Genomic DNA, 21,186 nt, shown 5'->3' with positions numbered 1-21,186 from the left:
ATAACCGATGGTGTTAATGTGAGTAAGAAAACCAAGAAATAGGGAAGCATAGGCTAGATACTTAGAAACTGCGCTCTAACCACGCTTGAAACATTAATATTTCCCATAGGTGTCCTGCCCAATTGCGTTTCCCTGTTTGATGCTCTTGCCAGTATTGCCAAACTAGATTGGGTTGCAGGTAGCCCTCCTGCTTAAGACGGGTTGGATTTAACAAAGTTGATCCCCAGTCGCGTAGTTCAGAGCGTAGCCATTGAGAGAGGGGAATTCCAAATCCCATTTTAGGACGCTCAATCAAAGGTGGCGGGACATAGCGATACAAAAGTTTACGGAGTACTTGCTTACCCTGCCCCTGTCTGATTTTCATCTGAAGTGGGAGTGTCCAAGCAAACTCAACAATTCGATGATCTAGAAAAGGAATACGAGTTTCAAGGCTAACCCCCATGGCAGCGCGATCGACCTTGACAAGAATATCATCAGGAAGATAAGTCAAAAGATCAAGTGCCATCATATAGGACTCAAAGGGCAGTTTTGTGAGTCCATCGGGTGGACAGGTTGCTAATGAGGTGGGTTCACTGGCGCCTATGACTAAACGTGAGGGCGGATCGAACTGGGATAAAAAGGAAAGGTACATAAGCTGACGAGAGTTTACAGTTAAGAGTTTCCTCAGTTTGTCAAGTCTGTCACCCACCGTTGTGTACCGTAAATGCCTAGGTAAAAGGCGGTTGACGCCACCCATCACTTGATTCCATTGCGTAGGCGTAAGCACATTCAGAACATTTCTTAGGAGCCAACGACCACTTTCAGGAATCCCTTGGACGCGACACCACATTAGGGGTGCTAAAAAGTAGCGGTGGTATCCCCCAAATAATTCATCACCACCATCTCCAGAAAGAGCAACGGTCACCTCTCGGCGCGCGATCACTGACACAAGATGGGTAGGAATTTGAGAGGAATCAGCAAAGGGTTCATCATAAAGCTGGGGGAGTTTGGGAATTACATCGCGCGCCTCTTGACCCGTTAGATAATATTCGGTGTGATTGGTTCCCAAGTGTTGGGCGATCGCCTTGGCATATTGAGCTTCGTTATAGGCATCTTCATAAAAGCCAATGGTAAACGTTTTAACAGGCTGGGAAGAGAGGCTTTGCATTAAGGCTACAACGGTTGAAGAATCTAATCCCCCCGATAGAAAAGCTCCTAAGGGAACATCGGCCAATAGTTGCCCTTGCAAACTCTGCCGCAGAAGATACTCTAATTCGGTAGCGGCATCTGCTTCTGTCCCCTGAAAGGGGTGACTTAGTCCTTCTTCAATAACGGTTTGCAGTGACCAGTAAGCTTGAGGTCGCCCTTGAATGTTGGCTCTGAGAGATTCAGCAGACCACTGGAGATAGGTACCTGCTGGTAACTTCCAAATATTTTCATAGATACTGTAGGGAGCAGGAATCCAACTGTAGCGAAAATAAAGCGCTAGAGCATCGCGATTAATGGAGTTTGTAAACTCAGGGTACGCTCGAATCGCTTTAAGTTCTGAAGCAAAAACCAAGGCTCCATTCACCCAACCATAGTAAAGGGGTTTTTCACCTATGCGATCTCTTGCCAAGGTTAATGTACGAGTCTTGCGATCCCAAAGGGCAAGGGCAAACATTCCTACCGTACGTTTTAATGTCTCTTCAACACCCCAATGGGCAAAGGCGGCTAGGAGCGTCTCGGTATCGGAATGCCCCCGCCAAGACGGTGCTCCCCCAATAGCTGTTAGTTGTTGACGCAGTTCGAGATGGTTATAGATCTCACCATTAAAGACAAGAACGTAGCGACCACACGCCGAAAGCATCGGCTGATGCCCAGCGGGCGAGAGATCAAGAATTGCTAGGCGACGGTGGCCTAGGGCAATGCCCGCAGCCTCATCCCCCCATATTCCTTCGTCATCTGGGCCACGATAGGTAAGGGTCGTGATCATTTTACGGAGGACTGCTGGCCAATCTTGGAGAAAAGACGTATTGATGAAGCCGGCTAAGCCGCACATAAGCGATGGTCTTCAAATGTGTACTAGCGTTCTTTATAACCTAATGCTGCCGAAAATTGTTATTGACTGTAGCGGCGTAAGACACTATTTGCGACTATTTGGGAAAGAGTTGTTGCAGGGCTTCCTCTAGGGTGGGCGCCATGACGATTCGCTGATTGTCCATGACAATGACTCGCGCTAACGTAGGCAGCTGGTTTTGATCGGCTTCAAGGTAAATGGGTTCGACATAGAGGAGCGATCGCTCGATGGGGATAATGAGGAGATTGCCCTGAACCGATCGTGACCCTTGGCGATTCCAGAGAGAGATTTGTTGCGAAATCACTGGATCTTGATTGATCCGCGCCTCCATTTGTTCGGGGCCAAAGACCAGTTCTTGCTTGGGAAAGAGGTAGAGCAGGAGCTTGCCGTAGTTTTGACCATCGGAGCGAGCCGCTAGCCAACCAATCAGGTTCGGACGATTCACCGGTGTAAAGGGGACAAGAAGAATAAACTCCTCGGTGTAGCCAATGGGCAGTTTGGTAATCAAGTAGTAGGGGGCAACGGCTTGGGGTTTTTGGCGATAAATCTCCTTGGGAATTTGCCAGAGGTCTTCGCGGTTGTAAAAGACCACGGGATCTGTCATGTGGTATTTCAGGAGTTGCTCCGACTGCACTTGCATCAGGTCTATGGGATAGCGAATGTGGCGGTAGAGGCGGTGGGGCATGGTACTCAGAGGATGAAAGAGCGTTGGAAAAACCCGCTGCCATGTGCGAATCATGACATCGTCGGGTTCCACCACATAGAAGGTGACGTTGCCGTTATAGGCATCCACAACCACTTTCACAGAGTTGCGAATGTAGTTAAATGAGTGCTCGCCCGGATCGCTATAGGGATAGGAGCGACTGATAGTATAAGCATCAATGATCCAGTACAGATAGCTGACCCCCGCAGTGCTCGGACTAGCTGCAATGTCGTGCTCAGAACGCGGATCTGCCACCACAAGATAGGGTTCACTGTCAAAACGTAAAAAAGGGGCGATCGCCCGCACCCGATCTTGAATCAATCGCCGAAAAAGTACCCGTGAGTCTGGCCGCAAATTAGGGGTCAGCAGCAATTGCCAGTCACCGAAATAAACACTATAGACCAAGCGGCGCCACCAACTGGCAATGGGAACCCCCCCCGTACCATCATAGTGGTTATAGACATTTTCAGCACCACGGGGAAAATCGAGTTCGGGGACATTGGAGGGGGCAAAGATATAGGTATTGGTCAGTTCACCGTAGTAAATTCGCGGGTAGAAAAAGGGAATACTCTCACGGATTTGCGGGGGATTGACCAGTAGCTCACCCGTGTCGCCAATATCGCGAACGAAGTATTTGGGCAAACCATTGGCTTCAGCCGTATTGACAGGACTCATCGTGAAGCCATAACCGTGGGTAAACACGAGGTGCTCGTTAATCCAACTGCGGGCAAACCGCTGAACTGCACTGTAGTCCACTTCGCGGGCAGCAATGAGGACTTGGCGAATTTCTGATTGGTCTTGCTCAGGATCCAGTTTCAGATAGTAGCGATCCAAAAACGCGGATGGGAACCGATAGTAGGAGCGCAGTTGTTGCAGTTGGCGGTTCGTTTCCAGAAGGGGGCGCGTGTCCCAAAGGCGGATATTGCGAGTGGTGGCTGCATTGGCGGCAATGATCTCAGCATTAAGGTTATTTTCCGGCTGGAAGGGTTCCACCCGCATTTTTTCGAGGTCAAAGCCTTCACGGGTATGGGTAATGGTGCGTTGAATGTAGGGAAGTTCCCGTTCCAGTTGATTAGGCTGAACAATAGCTGCTTCAACTGCCATTGGCAAGAGCCAGTCTGCCACAACAACCAAGATCAAATAGCCCAATGTAAAACCAAACAGTCCAGGGGCGATGGGGCCGAGCCGCCGCTGTCGTTCTCCACCACGTCGCATGGCTGACCAAGCAAGCAAACAAGCCACTCCTAAAGCGGAGGCTGAGAGCCAACCATAGAGGGGTAGGCGCACCGTGATGTCGGTATAACCTGCCCCAAAGGCAGCACCATTTGTGGAGTAGAGGAGTTTGTAGCGTTCTAGCCAAAAACTCAAAGCCACTGTGGCAAAAACAAAGGCACTCAAGCCCTGCAAATGTCGCCGTTGCGATCGCACAAAGCCGAGGAATTTGCCATGACTGAGACTTTCATTGGCAAGGAGATAGCCCAAGGCCGTTCCCCCTAAGCCAACAACACTGAGGTTCACCAACCATAGGCGCAACAGTTCCCACAGGGGGATTTCAAAGAGGTAAAAGCTAATGGAATGGTGAAATAGCGGTTCGGTATGAGGATCACTGGCGGCAAACAGTCCCTTGAGGACAACTGACCAACTGAGGCTGGCGATCGCCCCCATGGCGAGGCTTAAAAGAATGCCTATTCCCTGAAAGAGGCCCAGGGGCAACCACAGCCCCAGTACCAATGCTGCCAAACTCGGCACCAGTAGCCAAGGATTCTGCACCATTTGCAGTGATAACTCCGCCACCCGCCAAACACTCAATTGTGGCAGCAGAGGGCTGTTAAACGTAATTTCTGAGCGCTGTTGCCACAGTTGCAGGGCGATCGCCCCAATGTGATAAGTTGCCACGATGAGTAGCCAAATGAGACCGCTGGCACACAACAAAAGTCGCCATAGACCTAGTCCGCGATAGGTACTCTGTGCTGTCAGGGTGGGATCGAAGGTCACGGTGCGTTGACGCCGCAGCCAGTGTTGTTGCCAGCCATAAAATAGTCCCGATAAACCCGTAATCACGATAAACAGGAGGGCTTGCACACTCCAGCGCTGCCACACGACCGCTAGATACCCCAGTTGTTCAAACCAGAGGCTTTCGGCAATCAGGCGACACAGCCCCACCCCAAGGGCGATCGCCAGCACGAGGCCAGAGAGCCAGCGCAACCAACGGGGCATAAACTGTACAACGGAGAGCGACGGCATCAACCTCGAAAAAGCGCTAAAACTACGGTACAGTGCAGCTAGATGCTTTCCTAAGGCCAGTTTAGCGATTTAGCCATGTTCTTGCGCTCCCTACTTGTTGCCCTTTTGAGTTTGATTCTGTTTCTGGGTTCATCAGCTCCCAGTTGGGCGCTTGGAGGTGAATTGCCGCCCCTCAATGCCCCAGCACCCGACTTTTCCCTCCCCAGCAGCGTGGATGGTCAGCCCATTTCCCTCAAGGATTATCGCGGCAAGTGGGTGGTGCTGTACTTTTACCCCAAGGACTTTACCTCTGGCTGTACCCTCGAAGCCCAACGCTTTCAGCGGGATATTGAGCAGTTCCATGCTCACAATGCTGAAGTGATTGGCGTCAGTGCCGACTCTGTGGATTCCCATGAAGATTTCTGTGACAGTGAAGGCCTGACATTTCCATTACTGTCTGACCTCGATGGCCGAGTGAGCAAGGCCTATGGCTCTTGGTTGGGGTTTGTCTCACTGCGCCACAGCTTTATCATCGATCCTGAGGGGATATTACGAGAGCGGTTTGTCAAAGTGAATCCCGCGATTCATAGTCAAGAGCAGAAGTGTTGAAAGATAGTTTAAGAGGCTAGAAAAAAGGGAAGAAATGTCGTATTCTTCCCTCAAAAGAAGAAAAATTAATCAGCTTACTATGGCATCTTTTTCAGTTCTTGTCAAGTCTATTCTCAAGCAGCTCAGCCCTTGCGACTACCCCGTCCTCAACTCTCAATTGTTCTTCAAAATCTGGTTGACCTACATTCTCGACCAAGGATTAACCAGCATGAGAGCCTTATTTTATCGCTTGAATCATTCGGGGATTACAGTGGATATGTCCACGTTTTCCAAGGCGAACAAAACTCGAACAACCACCTTATTTGAGAGGATTTACACTCATCTCATGTCTCAAGCTCGCAAGAGACATCGTTGTTCAAGTCTGATGCTGTTTCCTATTGATTCAACCGTCATTACCCTGACGAGTAAGCTCTTTTGGTTCTACAAATACCATCAAGTGAAGTTAATTACAGGATTTGATTTAACAGAGAACATCCTGGGTAAGGCAGTAGTCTCTTTTGGGGAGAGACATGACCTAAGCTTTCAAGACGAGATTTTAGAAATGATCCCTGAGAATGCCGTTGCCATCATGGATAGAGGGTTTGCGAGTTGGAGATTTTTAGAGCGGCTGAGTGAGAGGAAGTGTTTATTTGTTGTGCGTATCAAGAATAACATGAGAATGAAGCTCAATCATGAGAGATACCGAGTGGTTCAATTTTTTGATGAGCATGGAACAGAGTTTCGTATTGCGACGAATCTAATGCATCTAAGTGATGAGGAAGTGAGTGAGCTGTATCGGCATCGGTGGGGGATTGAGAACTTATGGAAGTTTCTAAAGATGCATTTATCATTAGACAAGCTGATTACGAAGAGTTTGAATGGGGTGATAAATCAGATTTATATGGTTTTGATTGGGTACTTAATTTTAGAGCTAATGGAGATACCTGAATACTTTGGCAGGAAGCTATTAGACAAATTGCGATATTTGCAACTGGAACTGAGTCGCCGCTGCTCGATAGTGCATTGGAGCTTTGATTGGCAGCCAGAGCTACTTGTCACTTAGGATGTTAAGTTTTGTTGCAGAATTCAACACTTCTGAGTCAAGAGGTGTTAGAGCACTTAAGAAAACTACAGGAGCAAATATAGAGAAATAATAGAGAAATAACGAAACAAAGGGAAGCTTATCGTCATTCATCATGAGACTTTCGTCGTTTCCCGGTATGACTGCTGATTCCCTTCCTAATAGTCAAGGGTGCGAATGGACAATTTGCCTAAAGTTTCCATCTTGATTCCCACTTATAATCAAGAACAATTTATTCTTGAGGCAGTTTATTCAGCCTTAAGTCAAACTTATCCAAATTTAGAGGTTATTGTGGGTGATGATAACTCTTCCGACAAAACTCCCTTTTTAATTCGTCAAATCACTGATCCTCGATTAATTTACATTCGTAATCAGCAAAACCTAGGTCGAGTGAAAAATTATCAGAATCTACTCTATAACCATGCCTCTGGGGAATGGGTTCTCTGCCTTGATGGAGATGACTATTTAATTGATGATCATTTCGTAAGTGATGCTATAGAGCTGATTGATGAACGGGTTGTTATTATTGCGGCAAACATCTTCAAATTGTTGCCCAGCGGAGAGAAAGTCAGTTATCGTTTACCAGTAGAAAGTGAAATTTTAGGGCAGGAGCTACTTAAAAAGCTACCGGATAGCCGTTACTTTTTCAAACATGCAGCAACTCTTTATCAAAGAAAAGAAGCAACCTTAATCAACTTTTACTCTTTTGATAGTCCTAGTTCTGATTGGGAATCTCTCTACCGCTTAGCTCAACATGGCAGGGTTAGGTACCTAAAAAAAACTGTAGCCGTGTGGCGTATTCACGGTGCTAATGCTTCAAAGCAGTTGAATGTATATGAACTTCTTGAAAACCTACAGATTTGGGATCGCATTTTTAATTATGCTAGGGATTTGGGCTTCAGCAAATGGTTCGCTGTCTATCTATGCAGAAAGTGTGTTTTGAGAATGTTCAATGGTTTTTTGTTTGACCTGATGAAAAACATTGGTGATGAAGCTGCCGTTTCTTTCAAGACCCTTTTTACGTTGAGTCTAAAAATGAAGGAAAAATACCCGTTCTTTTGGTTAAGCTGGATTTTTTATCCGGTACTTGCTGCTCAAGCCCTAGTGCTCATCATTGGTTTTACGGTTGCCCTGACCTTAAGAAAGAGTGTGAATACTAAGCTCCTTTAGGAGGGTAAGTTAAGGTTCCTGAATCTTCTGAGCAACTTGCTGAATCGCATCTTTATACTTGGCAGGTGCAAGTTCCACTGCCTTGGCATACAGGGGAGCAGCTCCTGTCTTTTTCCCCTGTTCCGTTAGCGCCATTGCCTAGGCAAGAACGGGTCGAAAATCATTGGGGTTCTCTTTACCGAGATTTTGGAAGAGGGTCAGCGCCTCATCGTAGCGTTTTTGAGCCATATAGACATCGCCAAGGAGAGCTGCACAGCCGTAGTATCCACGCTCCCCGGTTGGACTTTGTTGGCTTGCTCTGCCCCTTGGAGGGTCTCTTCAATCAGGCCAATGGCCGCTTGGGGACGATTTTCCTTGAGGTAGAGATCCACCAGACCCCGCAGAGCATTGAGGTTGCCGGAGGATTTGGCAAGAACTCCCTGAAAGGTTTGGGCAGCCCCCTCGCGATCGCCCGTTTGTTGTTGCGCTTGTACCAGCAAGATCGCGTAATCTGTTTGTTCGGGTCGCTGAGCAGCTAAGCGTCGCAGGGGATCAATGACGCTGGCAATTTCCCCTTTGCCCAGTTGAATCAATTGCAGTCGAGCCAGCACCAAGCCTTCCAGTGCCGTGGCATTGTTGGGTTCACGCTCCAGCACCATTTGATAGCCCTTTTCTTGGGCTTGGAGTTCTGCAACTTTATCCCCAGCGGGGGGACTGGCCACAGGGCTAGGGGTGGCTTGGGGTGCCGTAAAGGTACTGGTGAGCAGAGGCATGACAGAAATGGCAATGAAAGGAATCATGCCCAGCACCAACACTAACAGGGTGATCCATTTCTTGCGCATTTCGCCCACCGGCTGCCATTAAGGAGGCCTTGCGCGAACAATTGGGTTTAGCTCAACCGCTGTGGCAGCAATACTTGACTTACTTAGGGCAACTGCTGCGATTTGATCTGGGAACCTCCCTCACCAGTCAAGGGGAAGCAGTCACGAGTATCATTGCTCAGCATTTTCCGGCAACGGCAGAATTAGGCCTTGCGAGTCTGGCGATTGCCCTTGCCTTAGGGGTGCTCATTGGCACTCTGGCTGCGGTTAAGTCTGGAACCGCTTGGGATATGGGTGGGCGTCTCTTTGGCATCATCACCTATGCCTTGCCCCTCTTTTGGCTGGGGATGCTCTTGCAACTGCTCTTTGCAGTGAATCTACGCTGGCTTCCCTTGGGCACCCGCTACCCCATCACCGAAACACCCCCTCAAGGTCCTACAGGCTTGTACATTGTTGATGCCCTTCTGAACGGCAATCTCGATCAATTCCTAACGGCCGCTACCTACTTGCTCCTGCCTGCGGCCACGCTGGCCATCGTCCTCAGTGGCATCTTTGAGCGGATTGTGCGGGTGAATCTCAAGCAAACCTTAGTGGCAGATTATGTGGAAGCCGCCCGTGCCCGTGGTATCCCTGAGCATCGGATTCTCATTCACCACGCCCTCAAGAATGCCTTGATTCCAGTGATCACGGTTTTAGGTCTGACCCTTGCGAGTCTCTTGGGGGGAGCCGTGTTGACAGAGGTGACGTTTTCTTGGCCGGGGTTGGGTCAGCGACTCTACGAAGCCATTACTCTGCGGGACTATCCCACCGTACAGGGCATTGTGGTTTTCTTTGCCGTGATTGTGGTCGCCGCCAGTATTCTCATTGATCTGCTCAATGCTTGGATTGACCCTCGCATCCACTACTAACTTTTTGGCACCTGCCGATAGAATAAAAAACGAAATGACGTAACAAATCTTAACGTTAGGAGGTTATCCGTCATGGCTCTAGCCGTTGGTACACCCGCACCGCCCTTTACTGCCAAAGACACCCATGGCAATACCGTTTCTCTCAGCGACTTCGTAGGCAAAACCGTGGTGCTGTACTTCTACCCCAAGGATGACACCCCCGGCTGCACCAAAGAGGCCTGTAGCTTCCGTGACAACTATGCCGCCTATCAGGGCAAAGATATTGTCGTTTTGGGCGTAAGCACCGATGACGAAACCTCGCACCAAAAGTTCACCGAGAGATTCAACCTCCCCTTCCCCTTACTGGCAGATGTCGATCAATCCATCATCAAAGCCTATGACGTGGATGGGGGCGGCTATGCCAAGCGAGTTACCTATGTGATTGACGGCAATGGCATCATTTCCCATGTTTATACCAACGTGAAAACCGACACCCACGCCAGCGACATTTTGGCGGATCTGGGTCTGTAGGTCGTTCCAAAAGTCAAGGTTGAGTGAGGCGGCTGGAGAAGTTCTGGCTGCCTTTTTGCTAACTGGACGGAGAGAGAGGGATTCGAACCCTCGGTGACATCACTGCCACACTCGATTTCAAGTCGAGCGCATTCGACCACTCTGCCATCTCTCCTAGTGCTTTATATTTTAACTCAGTTACAGAAGCATTGAATACTGCGGCAGAATAGTGATTACTGGCTTGACAGTTTCTGGTAAATGTCGCGATAGGCCTTTACACCTTTTTCAAGGGAAAAATATTTCATCGCTGTTGCACGACACCGCTGACTTAATTCTTCATCCTTTAGCAAGTCTAGAATTTGCTCAATGGCTTGATACATAGCAGCTTCATCAAAGCTTCTCAAGACAACTCCTACTCTTTCCTGCTCGATAATCTGCGTCATGTCACCAACGCCATCGTTGGATACACACGGAACACCACAAGCGAGAAATTCACCTAATTTAGTCGGTGCACAAGCAAGATTGGAGTAGGCGGGCTTTCTAAAAAAGATAGCTAAGTTTAGTATCCTAAGTATCTTTGGAACATCAAAGTAGTCAGCACTAACAATCTTGATAGTAAATGACTGTAAATTAGAAATATTTTGATTAATAGTTTGTTCAACCAATTGATAGCTCGTTCGTGTAACTATTATAAATTTGGAAATATTTTGGCCGGTTAGGCTTAATAATTCTACAAATTTGAGCACTTCAGGAAATAAGTAAAAGCCGCTTATAGAGCCAACATATCCAACTGTTAATTTACTCAATCCATTATTAACTAAATCTCCTGAACCTTCATAGTCAAGGATAGGTTGAGGTGAAAAAAGAGCTAAATCTGTACAAGTTGGAATACAGGAGAAATTTAGCTTGAAATTTTGCAAATAATCAAACTGATTGATTTCATTAATAGCAGCTTGTGTCAAAGACACAATATGATCAGCATTGAGTAAGAACTGCCTTTCAAACCATTTAGCTACATGATATAGCTTACTCCCGACTGGCCAGATTCCTGCATCAACACGTTCGTCAGCCCAAAATCCACGCATATCAAAGATAAATTTCGTTCCTAGCAACTTCCTAAGGAATAGGGCAATAACAGAAGGGACATAGCTACGGGCATGCACAATTTTGACCCGCTTCGTAATTACGATAAAAAGACTAACTATGGTTCCTTGGAGTAAATCATAAGTGGTTGCTAAAGCAGAAGGCGATTTGTGATATCTAAGCGGTATCCAATGAATTTGATGTGAATCAACCTTTTCTTGAATTCTCTGCCGTTGAGTAGAGTTTTGCCAATCGTTTTTCTTTTCAAAACTAAGCACGTAAATATTGTAGCTATCACTTAGCTTTTCAAGATAGCGGAGTACTTGGGACTGTCCCAATGGCTCTAGCAAGCCATCATAAGTGATATACAATACGTTAGTAACCATTGGAAAACATTAAATCTAGGTACTGCTGTGCTATCTTCTCAGCTGAAAAATCGGCTGCTCGTTGTTTAGGGAATTCAGGTTCAGGTGGATTCATCAGCGTTTCAGTGATTGCTTGAGCTAGGGCACTAGAATTACCTACAGGAACAAGCCTACCATATTTGCCGTCTATGAGAATTTCACGAGGCCCGCTGGGACAGTCAGTAGAAACAACTGGCAGACCATAGGACAAAGCCTCAATAAGAACACTAGGCAATCCTTCGTAGTCCGAGGAGAGAACAAATAAATCTGCCGTTTTGTAAAATGCAGCTGGATTCTGGTAAAAGCCGGCAAAGACGACGCGATCAGCAATGCCTAGTTGGTGTGCTAAAGCTTTCAGATTATCTTCAAGATGACCTGTACCAACTAACATTAAACGATGATTCACAAAGGGTAATTGGGCAAATGCTTGCAGGAGCAAGGCATGATTCTTTTGTTCTTTGAGGGTACCTACCGTTACAATGCGATGTCCTCTGGGAGTATTCCATAGTTGCTCTATTTGTTCTAGCTCACTCTCTGTTGGTTCTGGAAAGGTACGGCGAGAATTATAAATGACGGTAATCCGATCTAGAGGGAAATGAGCAAGTTGACTCATACTTTGAGCCACTCCACGGGATACTGCAATGCACTGATCAGCAAGTCGATAACCAATGGCAGTCGAAAGACCCAGTCCCGTGTAGGTCAATACACCCCAGTCTTTATATTGATTTTCTAAGGTAACGTGTTCGGAAATAATGACCTTGGTGCGAGATTGTGAAATCCTTTTACTAAGAGGAGCAAGACAAGTGAGCGGCCACATACTTGCCAACAGTACGTCTGGTTGATGCAGGCTGATATATCTAGAAAGAGGCAGCAAAACTTCGCGAAAGCGTGAAACTTTTAGAGATCGGACTGAGGCGATACTAGAAGCTGTTTCGAGCAGCTCCCCCCTTAATGAACACAGTAAAAATTCAACTGAGTATCCTTTGTTAGTAAACTCTTTGGCTAGCTGAATGCACACTTGCTCAGCACCGCCACAACGTAGATCTGGCAATAGTAAAGTAATTAAGCTCATAGATTCAGATTTTGATTTGCCTTACATGCTAACGAATTATTATCATTAGCATTGATATTGATACAGCTCAAGTTAAGAAAGTTCAACTAGTTTTTTCTTGGTTGCCCTAGACTCCTAGATTTAGAAACTAAATCCTTGATAGCGCTTTGCCAGCCTGAGTAATATTTATAATCTCCTAACAAAAGTAATCTTAGGACATATCTTATCCTATGAATATGGGGCATTGCTTGAATTTTCAATCTTTTCTTTCTTATTAACTCCTTTACTTTACATTCATGTATTTCTCGATTAATTTTCTCTCTCATGGAGTCAGTAATTAATGGAGAGTTTATGATTGCACTTAAGGCATCTATCTCACTATTGAGTTGATCAAGCTCTAGGCTTGGATTGCCATTGTATGTCAGTTTATAAATAATTAAGTCAACAAGTGTCTGCTTTTTCGTGCAACTCACAATCCAACTAGAGGTATTTTCACCATGTCGCCTATAGAGTTGCAGAACGGAAGGAATAACTTTTTTAGCCTCTAGTATATTAGACAACTTATCTAACCAATGATCATGACCATAAAATTTTGTGGGTATTGGCAATGCAATGTCCTTTAATTCCTTTCTAATAGCCATGCAGCAACCTGCTGTAAAATCTTTTTCTGATAGACCTAATGATAATGTTTGCCCTAATTTAGTTAAGCCTGTAGAAGTTCCATCAGCTAAGCAAATTTCAGCATCATTTGTGTAAAGAAGATATTGATCATTTTGTTGAGCAATCTTAATAACATATTCTATTTTGTTTGGAAACCATACATCATCTTGATCGCTGAGGAATATAATGTTCCCAGACGTTTGTTTTAGGGCATTCTCAAAGTTCGCCGCATAGCCCAAGTTTCTCTCATTTTTATAGATCTTTACTTCAAATGGTGCATAATTGGTAAAGTTCTTTAGGATTTGCACTGTGTTATCATTTGAGCAGTCGTCTGAGACAATCAATTCATCCGGTAAGCAAGTCTGCTTCAAGAAACTATCTAGCTGCTCTTGAAGATACTTCTCACCATTGTAGGTTGCCATTGCAATTGAGATGCGCATCGCACAATTTATGAGGCTAGAATAAACGTGCATATATCCTAACATAATATGGGATGTTTAAGTCTGACTCCTATACAATCCTCAAGAAGAATCTTCGGAATCTCCTCTTCAAAAACTTAGGTTATGCGTCACGCAGCTCAGCTTTCTTCTAATTCTGTCATTCGTTGCTTTTTTGTATATCAAGCTATCCTCCAACTGGTTTGTCTATACTTACTTGATTAAATTTAGCTACCATCTTTTGATAAATACTTTTAATGCGCTTTAAAAATATTAATATAGGGTGATTATCGGATAGAACTGTTTTGATTAATTTTGTAACAGTGAGAGAGGAATCTCGCTTTTCGAGTGAGTAAATTAAAAGCTTTATTCTATTGACAGGGGAAGTTTCACGTGGCAAGTTAGGTAGTCCCTCTATCCATTCTGTTGCATAGGCCTTTTCCAAAAAGAGTATGTCAGGCTTAAAATTCAGCAAAATACTTGGCACCTTGATTCCTCGATCATTTATGATGTTCATTAATCGATTTAGATAACTTGAAGGATGATGAAAGGACTGAACTTCAAATGCTAGAGATTGAGTATCGTAGGGAAGCTTTCCATCAAGAATATGATCCTTGATCCCTTGCATAACTATATCTAAGGAATCAGACCTTACCTTATCCGCAATTGAATATCCCTGACAGGGCAGCTTTGGTGCATATATTGGAACACCGATAGCAGCAATTTCTGAGATAACAGTACCACCTGTAAAAGGAAAGCTATCTAGATATGCATCGTATAAATTTATATCTTTGTATAACTTTTCATAGGGTAAAGATTTTATAAACTTAACCTTTTCTAGTTTTTTTTGCGAAACGTAACCTTTCTTCCACCAAGGTTCTTCTCCAGATTGACCAATAATTGTTATCGATATTCTATTATTATCGAAATTGTCGAGTAGTTGATTGATGAATAAAGGATAATTCCATTCTTGAGTAGGTCTTAATTTATCTCCTCCAGCTATCGTCAGAATACTAAAGAATTTTTGGTCATTAGATCGGTAATTAGGTCTGTATTGGATCTTTTTTAAGTGCACCGTATTCAAAGGTATTCCGACTAAATGATGTGCTTGATAGTGTTTCAAGGCTTCTGTTCTGTAGTAACCGTAGCCACTGACCTCAAGAATACTGTTGCAAATACTATGCCCATAATTGAAAACGTGATCAGCGTGATTGATAAAATAAATATCAAAGTGATACTTCTCTTTTGAAAACCATAGCGAAACTGCTGTGTAAATATCAAAGTGATGTATGTGAGACATTACCTTACCTTTTGTTACCAACTCGAAGAACTTATTTTTGCCTCCTAAGCAATAAACTTTGCATTTAATCTGGTTTAAAAAGTTCAGGGTTAGAGGATCAACCCTCCTAGTCACAAAAACCGCAACATCTTGGTTTTGTTTTATCTGCTCCCTTACAGTGGCAGTTAATAAACGAGTATGTCCTCCTGTCTCATAAGTCTCTGTAATGATATGAACAAAATCGTGATTGAGAATTACAGGGTCAAAATCATTAGGGCGAAGAGAGAGCAAAATACTCCTTTCTAACTCCAAATCTTCAGCTATAGGAACTAAGTTTCTTATATTGTAAGTTGCATAAACCTCTGCAAGAAGAGCTTTTTGATAGGGATTTTTTTCTTTGAGGGCTCGCTCCCGAAGACGATAGGCAAATTCCTTCTTCTTGCTTAAAGAACAGTTTTCCATATTCTTCAGAGAGATTTAAGTAAAGCTATAATTCTGCTAATTTGCTCAATCCAGTGGTGAGGACTTATTGGTAAGCTTAACACTTCTTGGGCAAATTGCTCCGCGATCGGGAAGGATTTTTGGCTCAAGTCTAGATGGGCATAGGCGGTCTGACGGTGAGGGGGAATGGGGTAGTGAATGAGAGTACCAATGCCTGCGGCATGCAGTTTTTCTTGAAGGGGCTGGCGCTGGGGCGTGCGGACAACAAAGAGATGCCACACTGGCTCTACCCAAGGGGGAACAAAGGGTAATACGAGGGAGGTTCCTTTCAGTTCCATCAGGTAAAGTTGAGCCAGTTTTTGGCGTCGTTGGTTCCATTCATCAAGGTACTGCAATTTCACCCGTAGGATGGCGGCCTGTAGGGGATCGAGGCGACTGTTGACCCCCTGAACTTCATTAACATATTTGACCCGTGAGCCATAGTTGCGCAGTACACGGATGCGATCAGCAAGGTCGGGATTGTTCGTCGTCACAGCCCCCGCATCGCCAAGGGCACCCAAGTTCTTGCCAGGGTAAAAGCTCCATGCCACGGCATCGCCATGAGCACCAATCCGTTTCCCTTTGTATCGAGCACCGTGGGCTTGGGCAGCATCTTCGAGTACCCAAAGCTGATAATGGCGAGCGATTTCTAGAATCGGGTCAAGGTCAGCGGGCTGGCCATAGAGATGAACAGGCAAAATAACCTTGGTGTTGGCAGTGATAGCCGCTTCAATTTTCAAGGGATCAATATTGTACGTTTGGGGATCAGGCTCTACTGGCACAGGAATGGCTCCGCACTGACTGACTGCCAGCCAAGTGGCAATGTAAGTGTTGCTGGGAACAATCACTTCGTCTCCATGGGTAACTCCCATTGCCCGCAGAGAGAGAACAAGAGCATCCAATCCATTACCAACACCAATGGCATAGCTAGCACCGCAGTAAGCTGCCCACTCTGCTTCAAACGCTTCCACCTCTGCGCCAAGAATGTACCAACCCGAGTCAAGAACACAGGCAACAGCAGCATCAATTTCAGTTTTGAGTTCACGGTAGGCTGCTGCCAAGTCAAGAAAGGGGATAGAAGTCATAGCATCTCCCGTGAGCGTTGCTGAACAAGGACTAGGAATTCGTCATAGTTGCGGATGTAATCGCTTTCATCATAGGGAGCAGAGGCTAAGACCATACACACAGCACCCGAGGAGAAGTTATCGAGGTATCGCCACATCATTGGGCAGATATACAGACCAAAGTAGGAGCGGTTAAGGTGATAACGCTGCCTGCGATCGCCATCATCTAGTACGACATCAAAACTCCCAGACATAGCCACCACAAATTGATGTAGCGCCTTGTGGGCATGGGCACCGCGATCAGCACCTCCCGGAACATCATAGAGGTAGTACACTCGCTCAATTTTGAAGGGAATATGCCGCTCTCCCTCAATGAATGTGAGATTACCCCTTGGATCGGTGATTTTTGGGAGTTGAATGATACGACATTTATCTATAGGACTCAGCATGCTCAACTAGTAGTCCTTCTTGGCAACAATTACCAATTCAGCAGCAATATCCGGATATCTTTCACCTAGCTTCATAAAGGCATGTAGCATTTCTGGTGTCCAGCTCGCCTCTAGTTGTCGATCAGATAGGGGCTTAAGCCAATAACCACCAAAAAATTCGATGGTCAATCTAGCAAGAGTAAAGTCACGCCGAAAGGTTTCGGGAGTATAAATTCGACGGTGGCCATGGTGAACGTCTTTTTCACTCATGGTTTCCTCATGTGGAATTAATCCCATAATCACTGCTGCCTGACGGTGGATTGAGCGCGCATTGGGGACAGCAGCCATGATGAGACCTGTTTTAGGTACTATCCAATTTCGAATGGTACTTAAGATTAGAACTGGATCATCGACATGTTCTAAAACATGTCCCAAAATAATCAGATCGTAAAGGCAAGTGGGCTGAAAGCTTTCAATGAGTGAGTTATATATCTGCAAATCAGGAAACTGCTGACGTAAATTCTCCGCAAAAATGGTAGAGCCTTCTAGGATATCAGGTCGGATACCATCGTTAATGAGCAACTTTGTCATTGTTCCTTCCGCAGGTCCTATTTCTAGGACGCGATTCAAGGATCGAGGGAAATACCTGCGGAAAACTTGATAGGAATATTCAATCGTGGCTACAGCAGTCGGGAGAGTGTACCAACTATCAGATGCAATACTATTGAGGCGCTGAATTTCTGGTATAGACTGCCGATCTATTTCTTTTGGGTCACTCATCACTAGGCTCCTTAAAGTTTAAGTACTAAATTGAAGTATAGACTGCGGTAATCGCCTAATGTCATCTAATATGGTTAGACTATCATACTGTTCTAAGAACTCTCTTGATCTTTGTCCACAAGAGACTCCTATAAATCTCACATTCGCCTTCTCAGCAGCTAGGGCATCTGTCTCACTATCTCCGCAGTGATATAGTGGCTTTACTTGAAGCAGTAAACTTGCTTTTTCTTCAGCAGCATTCTGAGGTGAGACAATATGCAGCCAAGAAAATAAGTGATCAATTTCATTAATTTTCAAAAAAGTAAGTACATTTTCAGGACGCTGTCGTGCAGTCAAAAGCACCAAACTAAAGTTCATCGACTTTAGAGTTTCTAGGCTAGACCTAGACCATGGAAATAGTCTGTCAAGTTTTATCCAACAAGGCTGTTCTATCAGTTCCAGCCACCTGATAACAAAACAGTTAATTATTTTTGAATTAACTTCGGGAAAATAGGAGTTCAAAGCTGCAACTGTGGAAAGGCCAGATCTTTTATGCTTCCAGATAAGCTGAAATTCAATATTTCCTATTCCCAACTCTTTAAGAATGTACTCTGTAACAGCGGCTTGGCGAGGATAACAATCAACTATTGTTCCATCTAAATCAATCGTGATTATTTTTGAATCATTCATCATGTGGTTACCTTTAGTTTATTTCATTGATAAGAAATATGCTCGCGATAGGATCGAGTTACAAAACAGGATTTTGGCATGTCCTTAAAGTAAGGAGCTGGATCCTCGCCTAAGAAATAAGCGAGATGGGCAGACGGAAAATCCAAACCAACGGCAATGGACATTGCTGTAGCTCCCCCAATTCTTGGGTTAATATCTATAATGTAGTTATCATACCCTCTGACTTGAAAACAAAATGAACCGACTAGTTGAAAAGCTTTTGCAATACTTAGAGCAATTTGTGAATGAATTTCATCATAAAAGATATATCCCTTTGTAGTAATACCGCTTTTAATCTCAATACGTTTTCGACAAAGTGTCCTAACAAATCCTTTTTCTGGAATAACAAAAGCATCAACAGTAATTTCTGGATCACCTATCCACTCTTGAATAATGTATTGGCGATTACTTGGGATAATTTTACTAACTATATATTCTAGTTCATTTTGATCATTGATTACTTCTATAAATTGGCTACCATTTCCATATCTTTCTTTAATAATGGCTTTTCCAAAGAAACTGATATTGTCGGATAATGGATAAGTTGTAGGGATATTTAAGTTGATTAAAGATAGCATCTCACTCGATTCTAGCTTGTCGGTGCATAAATCTACAGCCTTTTTTGATGCACAAAGTATAGTTATTCCATAACTTTCAAAAAGGTCTCTTGCAGAAGCAGTTGCACATATTTCTTGATCATGAACTGGATAGAAATAGTTAACATTATTAGATTTAAGCAGTTCTACTGTTTGGATTGCAAAGCTATTTTCAGAAGCTGAAGGTAGCTGTATGTAAGAATCGGAAATGGATGCCGCTGCAACCAAGTGTTTCGGATTGATATCGCAGGCGATAATCCTACATCCTTTCTGACCCCAAGTTTCCTTAAGGGATTGAACTATTGTATACCCCGTTGATGAGCCACTAGAGCCAACAGCTATTGTAATGCCTTCTTGAATCACGATCTAATCCCGATCGGCAGAAATTCGGCAGAAATAAAGCAGCTAATATACACCCTGTTCATTGTAGATCAACTTTGCCAACACTAAGATCGGAGCGGCGGGATTTGAACCCACGACCCCCACTACCCCAAAGTGGTGCGCTACCAAGCTGCGCTACGCCCCGTTAAGCTTTACCAGTATAACATAAGTTCAGAGAACATCCTAGTCTGTGACGGAAATCTTGCCCAGCCACTTCAGGATATAGGCATTCACCTGCTCTGGCGCTTCATCTTGGGGACAGTGGCCAACCTCTGGCAAAGGCACAAACTCCTGAACACAACGAAACTGGGTAAACTTCTGGCCTTCGCTGAGGGGTTCCCAAGGGTCGGCAGCGCCCCACAGAAAATAGGTGGGACAGGTAACCTGCGGCAGGAGGTCTTCGGGTAGGGGACCTTGAGAATAGCGGACAAAGGCTAAAAAGACATCGACAGCCCCCCTCTCTTGGGCAGGAGCGAGCAAAATCTCGACCAGTTCATCGGTTACAGCGGCGGTGTTGGCATAGGCTTGCTGAAGAATGCGGCGCACGGTACGCGGTTGGGCAATTTGGCGGAAAAAGTAGGTGCCAAGGGTACGATTCCCCAGTAGTTGCTGGAGCAGTGTGGTTCCCCAGCGGCGGTACCAAGGGAGTTGCTGTCGCTTGCGATCGTGGAGCTGACGCAAAGAGCAGTTAAGTAGGATCAGTTGAGTGACCCACGCTGGATCGAAAACAGCGGCCTGTAAAGCGACAACACAGCCAATGGAGTTGCCAACGAGAACAGTAGGCTGACCAATGACCTCGCGGCAAAAGTCCAATACCAACGTTGCCCAAGTCTCAAATGTGTAGCGGAGGGCTGAGGGAGCCGGTTTGGCGGAGCCACCAAAGCCCAATAAATCAACGGCATAGACGCGATGGTGGGCAGCGAGGGCAGGAATATTTTTGCGCCAATGCAAGCTAGAGGCACCAAAACCATGAATAAGGAGCAGGGGGGTACCTTGGCTGCCTTGATGGCGGTAGAGAATCGGGTACCCTTGCCAATACCAAGTTTGCGGTGTCAGAGAGACGGTCATTTAGTCGGCTTGAAGAAATTGACGGTAGCGATCGCTCAACTCTTGGACGGCTCGCTCATAAAATTGCTGTCCATGCTCAGGGGTGGCCAAGCTGGAATCTGCCCCCATGCGGCCATCGGGATAGCGGCGGCGAAAATCTGCGGCACTGTAGATAGCATGGCTGGTATTAACATCGGGATTGAGGGGAACCCGCTTGATGGCCTCTGGGTAGAGAAACTGGGTCACTGCCACTTCACTGGGCGTCGCATGAGACCCCTCGCGATCGCCATATAATTCCCGCGCTAGCTGCATCACTGAACTACACATAAACCAATTGGCCAACTCACAGCGTACCTGATCCGCTTCTGGAATGTGCAGATCTGCTAAGACCGCATAGGTTTCAGCAAAGGCCGCCTTAACCGTGGCAATATTGCCGCCATGACCATTGATGAAAAAGAAGCGTTGAAAACCTGCACGCACCAAGCTCACTAAATAGTCGCGAATCACGAGAATCAAGGTACTGGGGCGCAAACTCATGGTGCCCGGAAAGGCTGTATGGTGCAAGGCCATACCCACTGAAATGGTAGGTGCAACCAAGGCTTGGGTCGTTTCCCCGACTCCTTTGGCGATCGCCTCCGCACAGAGGGCATCGGTGCCGATTAAGCCCATAGGGCCGTGCTGCTCAGTAGAACCAATGGGGAGAATGATCCCTTTGGAGGTGTTGAGATAGGCCTCAACCTCTGGCCAAGTCTTCAGGTGCAGTAGGGGCATTCCTCACGTCTCCTCAA

At 45.5% G+C, this 21,186-nt stretch carries 19 protein-coding genes, 2 tRNA genes and 1 pseudogene; 5 read left to right on the top strand and 17 right to left on the bottom strand.

Going from position 1 to position 21,186, the window contains the following annotated elements:
• Positions 1 to 61: 61 nt before the first annotated feature.
• Positions 62 to 2,020, bottom strand: coding sequence for an asparagine synthase (glutamine-hydrolyzing) (gene asnB / locus NBE99_RS12785; protein WP_250682421.1), 1,959 nt, complete (start codon positions 2,018 to 2,020; stop codon positions 62 to 64).
• Positions 2,021 to 2,114: 94 nt separating this feature from the next.
• Positions 2,115 to 4,985, bottom strand: coding sequence for a UPF0182 family protein (locus NBE99_RS12780; RefSeq protein WP_250682420.1), 2,871 nt, complete (start codon positions 4,983 to 4,985; stop codon positions 2,115 to 2,117).
• A gap of 75 nt (positions 4,986 to 5,060) precedes the next feature.
• Between NBE99_RS12780 and NBE99_RS12775 the strand changes: the two genes are divergently transcribed.
• The 3 genes from NBE99_RS12775 (at position 5,061) to NBE99_RS12765 (ending at position 7,803) form a co-directional block, all read left to right on the top strand.
• Positions 5,061 to 5,573, top strand: coding sequence for a peroxiredoxin (locus NBE99_RS12775; RefSeq protein WP_250682419.1), 513 nt, complete (start codon positions 5,061 to 5,063; stop codon positions 5,571 to 5,573).
• A gap of 79 nt (positions 5,574 to 5,652) precedes the next feature.
• On the top strand, positions 5,653 to 6,615 hold the full coding sequence (locus NBE99_RS12770) for a transposase (RefSeq protein WP_399371026.1): 963 nt from the start codon (positions 5,653 to 5,655) through the stop codon (positions 6,613 to 6,615).
• A gap of 195 nt (positions 6,616 to 6,810) precedes the next feature.
• A complete protein-coding gene (locus NBE99_RS12765) occupies positions 6,811 to 7,803 on the top strand; it encodes a glycosyltransferase family 2 protein (protein WP_250682418.1) in 993 nt (330 codons plus the stop codon).
• A 138-nt stretch (positions 7,804 to 7,941) separates the two neighbouring features.
• Here the strand turns inward: NBE99_RS12765 and NBE99_RS13380 are convergent, their stop codons facing one another.
• Together NBE99_RS13380 and NBE99_RS12760 are read right to left on the bottom strand one after the other, a co-directional pair.
• Positions 7,942 to 8,031 carry a hypothetical protein gene (locus NBE99_RS13380; protein ID WP_399370624.1) on the bottom strand — a complete coding sequence of 30 codons (90 nt, stop codon included), beginning with the start codon at positions 8,029 to 8,031 and terminating at the stop codon, positions 7,942 to 7,944.
• Positions 8,001 to 8,624: a lipopolysaccharide assembly protein LapB gene (locus tag NBE99_RS12760; RefSeq protein WP_250682417.1), complete on the bottom strand. Its 624-nt coding sequence runs from the start codon at positions 8,622 to 8,624 to the stop codon at positions 8,001 to 8,003. Before NBE99_RS12760 ends, NBE99_RS13380 begins: the two co-directional genes overlap by 31 nt.
• 2 nt (positions 8,625 to 8,626) lie before the next feature.
• Between NBE99_RS12760 and NBE99_RS12755 the strand changes: the two are divergent.
• Both NBE99_RS12755 and NBE99_RS12750 read left to right on the top strand, forming a co-directional pair.
• A pseudogene (locus NBE99_RS12755) lies at positions 8,627 to 9,511 on the top strand (ABC transporter permease); the annotation flags it as partial.
• Positions 9,512 to 9,583: 72 nt separating this feature from the next.
• Positions 9,584 to 10,021 carry a peroxiredoxin gene (locus tag NBE99_RS12750; RefSeq protein WP_250682416.1) on the top strand — a complete coding sequence of 146 codons (438 nt, stop codon included), beginning with the start codon at positions 9,584 to 9,586 and terminating at the stop codon, positions 10,019 to 10,021.
• A gap of 67 nt (positions 10,022 to 10,088) precedes the next feature.
• On the opposite strand, the gene NBE99_RS12745 is transcribed toward NBE99_RS12750, so the two are convergent.
• From NBE99_RS12745 to NBE99_RS12685, 13 genes are all read right to left on the bottom strand, one after another.
• Positions 10,089 to 10,175: transfer RNA gene (locus NBE99_RS12745), tRNA-Ser, on the bottom strand.
• A 58-nt stretch (positions 10,176 to 10,233) separates the two neighbouring features.
• Positions 10,234 to 11,469 carry a glycosyltransferase gene (locus NBE99_RS12740; RefSeq protein ID WP_250682415.1) on the bottom strand — a complete coding sequence of 412 codons (1,236 nt, stop codon included), beginning with the start codon at positions 11,467 to 11,469 and terminating at the stop codon, positions 10,234 to 10,236.
• Entirely contained in the window at positions 11,459 to 12,559 is a 1,101-nt protein-coding gene (locus tag NBE99_RS12735; protein ID WP_250682414.1) for a glycosyltransferase, read from the bottom strand. The genes NBE99_RS12740 and NBE99_RS12735 overlap by 11 nt, the downstream gene beginning before the upstream one ends.
• Positions 12,560 to 12,645: 86 nt before the next feature.
• Positions 12,646 to 13,638 carry a glycosyltransferase family 2 protein gene (locus tag NBE99_RS12730; protein ID WP_250682413.1) on the bottom strand — a complete coding sequence of 331 codons (993 nt, stop codon included), beginning with the start codon at positions 13,636 to 13,638 and terminating at the stop codon, positions 12,646 to 12,648.
• Between the two features lie 184 nt (positions 13,639 to 13,822).
• On the bottom strand, positions 13,823 to 15,376 hold the full coding sequence (locus NBE99_RS12725) for a hypothetical protein (RefSeq protein ID WP_250682412.1): 1,554 nt from the start codon (positions 15,374 to 15,376) through the stop codon (positions 13,823 to 13,825).
• A 5-nt stretch (positions 15,377 to 15,381) separates the two neighbouring features.
• Positions 15,382 to 16,479: a DegT/DnrJ/EryC1/StrS aminotransferase family protein gene (locus NBE99_RS12720; protein WP_250682411.1), complete on the bottom strand. Its 1,098-nt coding sequence runs from the start codon at positions 16,477 to 16,479 to the stop codon at positions 15,382 to 15,384.
• Positions 16,476 to 16,907: an FdtA/QdtA family cupin domain-containing protein gene (locus NBE99_RS12715; protein WP_250682410.1), complete on the bottom strand. Its 432-nt coding sequence runs from the start codon at positions 16,905 to 16,907 to the stop codon at positions 16,476 to 16,478. The genes NBE99_RS12720 and NBE99_RS12715 overlap by 4 nt, the downstream gene beginning before the upstream one ends.
• Positions 16,908 to 16,913: 6 nt before the next feature.
• On the bottom strand, positions 16,914 to 17,666 hold the full coding sequence (locus NBE99_RS12710; protein ID WP_250682409.1) for a bifunctional 2-polyprenyl-6-hydroxyphenol methylase/3-demethylubiquinol 3-O-methyltransferase UbiG: 753 nt from the start codon (positions 17,664 to 17,666) through the stop codon (positions 16,914 to 16,916).
• An 18-nt stretch (positions 17,667 to 17,684) separates the two neighbouring features.
• On the bottom strand, positions 17,685 to 18,338 hold the full coding sequence (locus tag NBE99_RS12705; RefSeq protein WP_250682408.1) for an HAD family hydrolase: 654 nt from the start codon (positions 18,336 to 18,338) through the stop codon (positions 17,685 to 17,687).
• Positions 18,339 to 18,358: 20 nt separating this feature from the next.
• Positions 18,359 to 19,333 carry an ATP-grasp domain-containing protein gene (locus tag NBE99_RS12700; RefSeq protein ID WP_250682407.1) on the bottom strand — a complete coding sequence of 325 codons (975 nt, stop codon included), beginning with the start codon at positions 19,331 to 19,333 and terminating at the stop codon, positions 18,359 to 18,361.
• A gap of 89 nt (positions 19,334 to 19,422) precedes the next feature.
• A tRNA-Pro gene (locus NBE99_RS12695) sits at positions 19,423 to 19,496 on the bottom strand.
• 38 nt (positions 19,497 to 19,534) lie between these two features.
• Positions 19,535 to 20,419, bottom strand: coding sequence for an alpha/beta fold hydrolase (locus tag NBE99_RS12690; RefSeq protein ID WP_250682406.1), 885 nt, complete (start codon positions 20,417 to 20,419; stop codon positions 19,535 to 19,537).
• Positions 20,420 to 21,169 (bottom strand): creatininase family protein, encoded by a 750-nt coding sequence (locus tag NBE99_RS12685; RefSeq protein ID WP_250682405.1) that lies wholly within the window; start codon positions 21,167 to 21,169, stop codon positions 20,420 to 20,422. It lies immediately after the preceding gene.
• Positions 21,170 to 21,186: the final 17 nt, after the last annotated feature.

It is taken from the genome of Thermosynechococcus sp. HN-54 (genome assembly GCF_023650955.1).
Lineage (GTDB): Bacteria > Cyanobacteriota > Cyanobacteriia > Thermosynechococcales > Thermosynechococcaceae > Thermosynechococcus.
The sequence above is the reverse complement of the archived record's forward strand: the minus strand, read 5'-3'. Positions and strand labels throughout refer to the sequence as shown.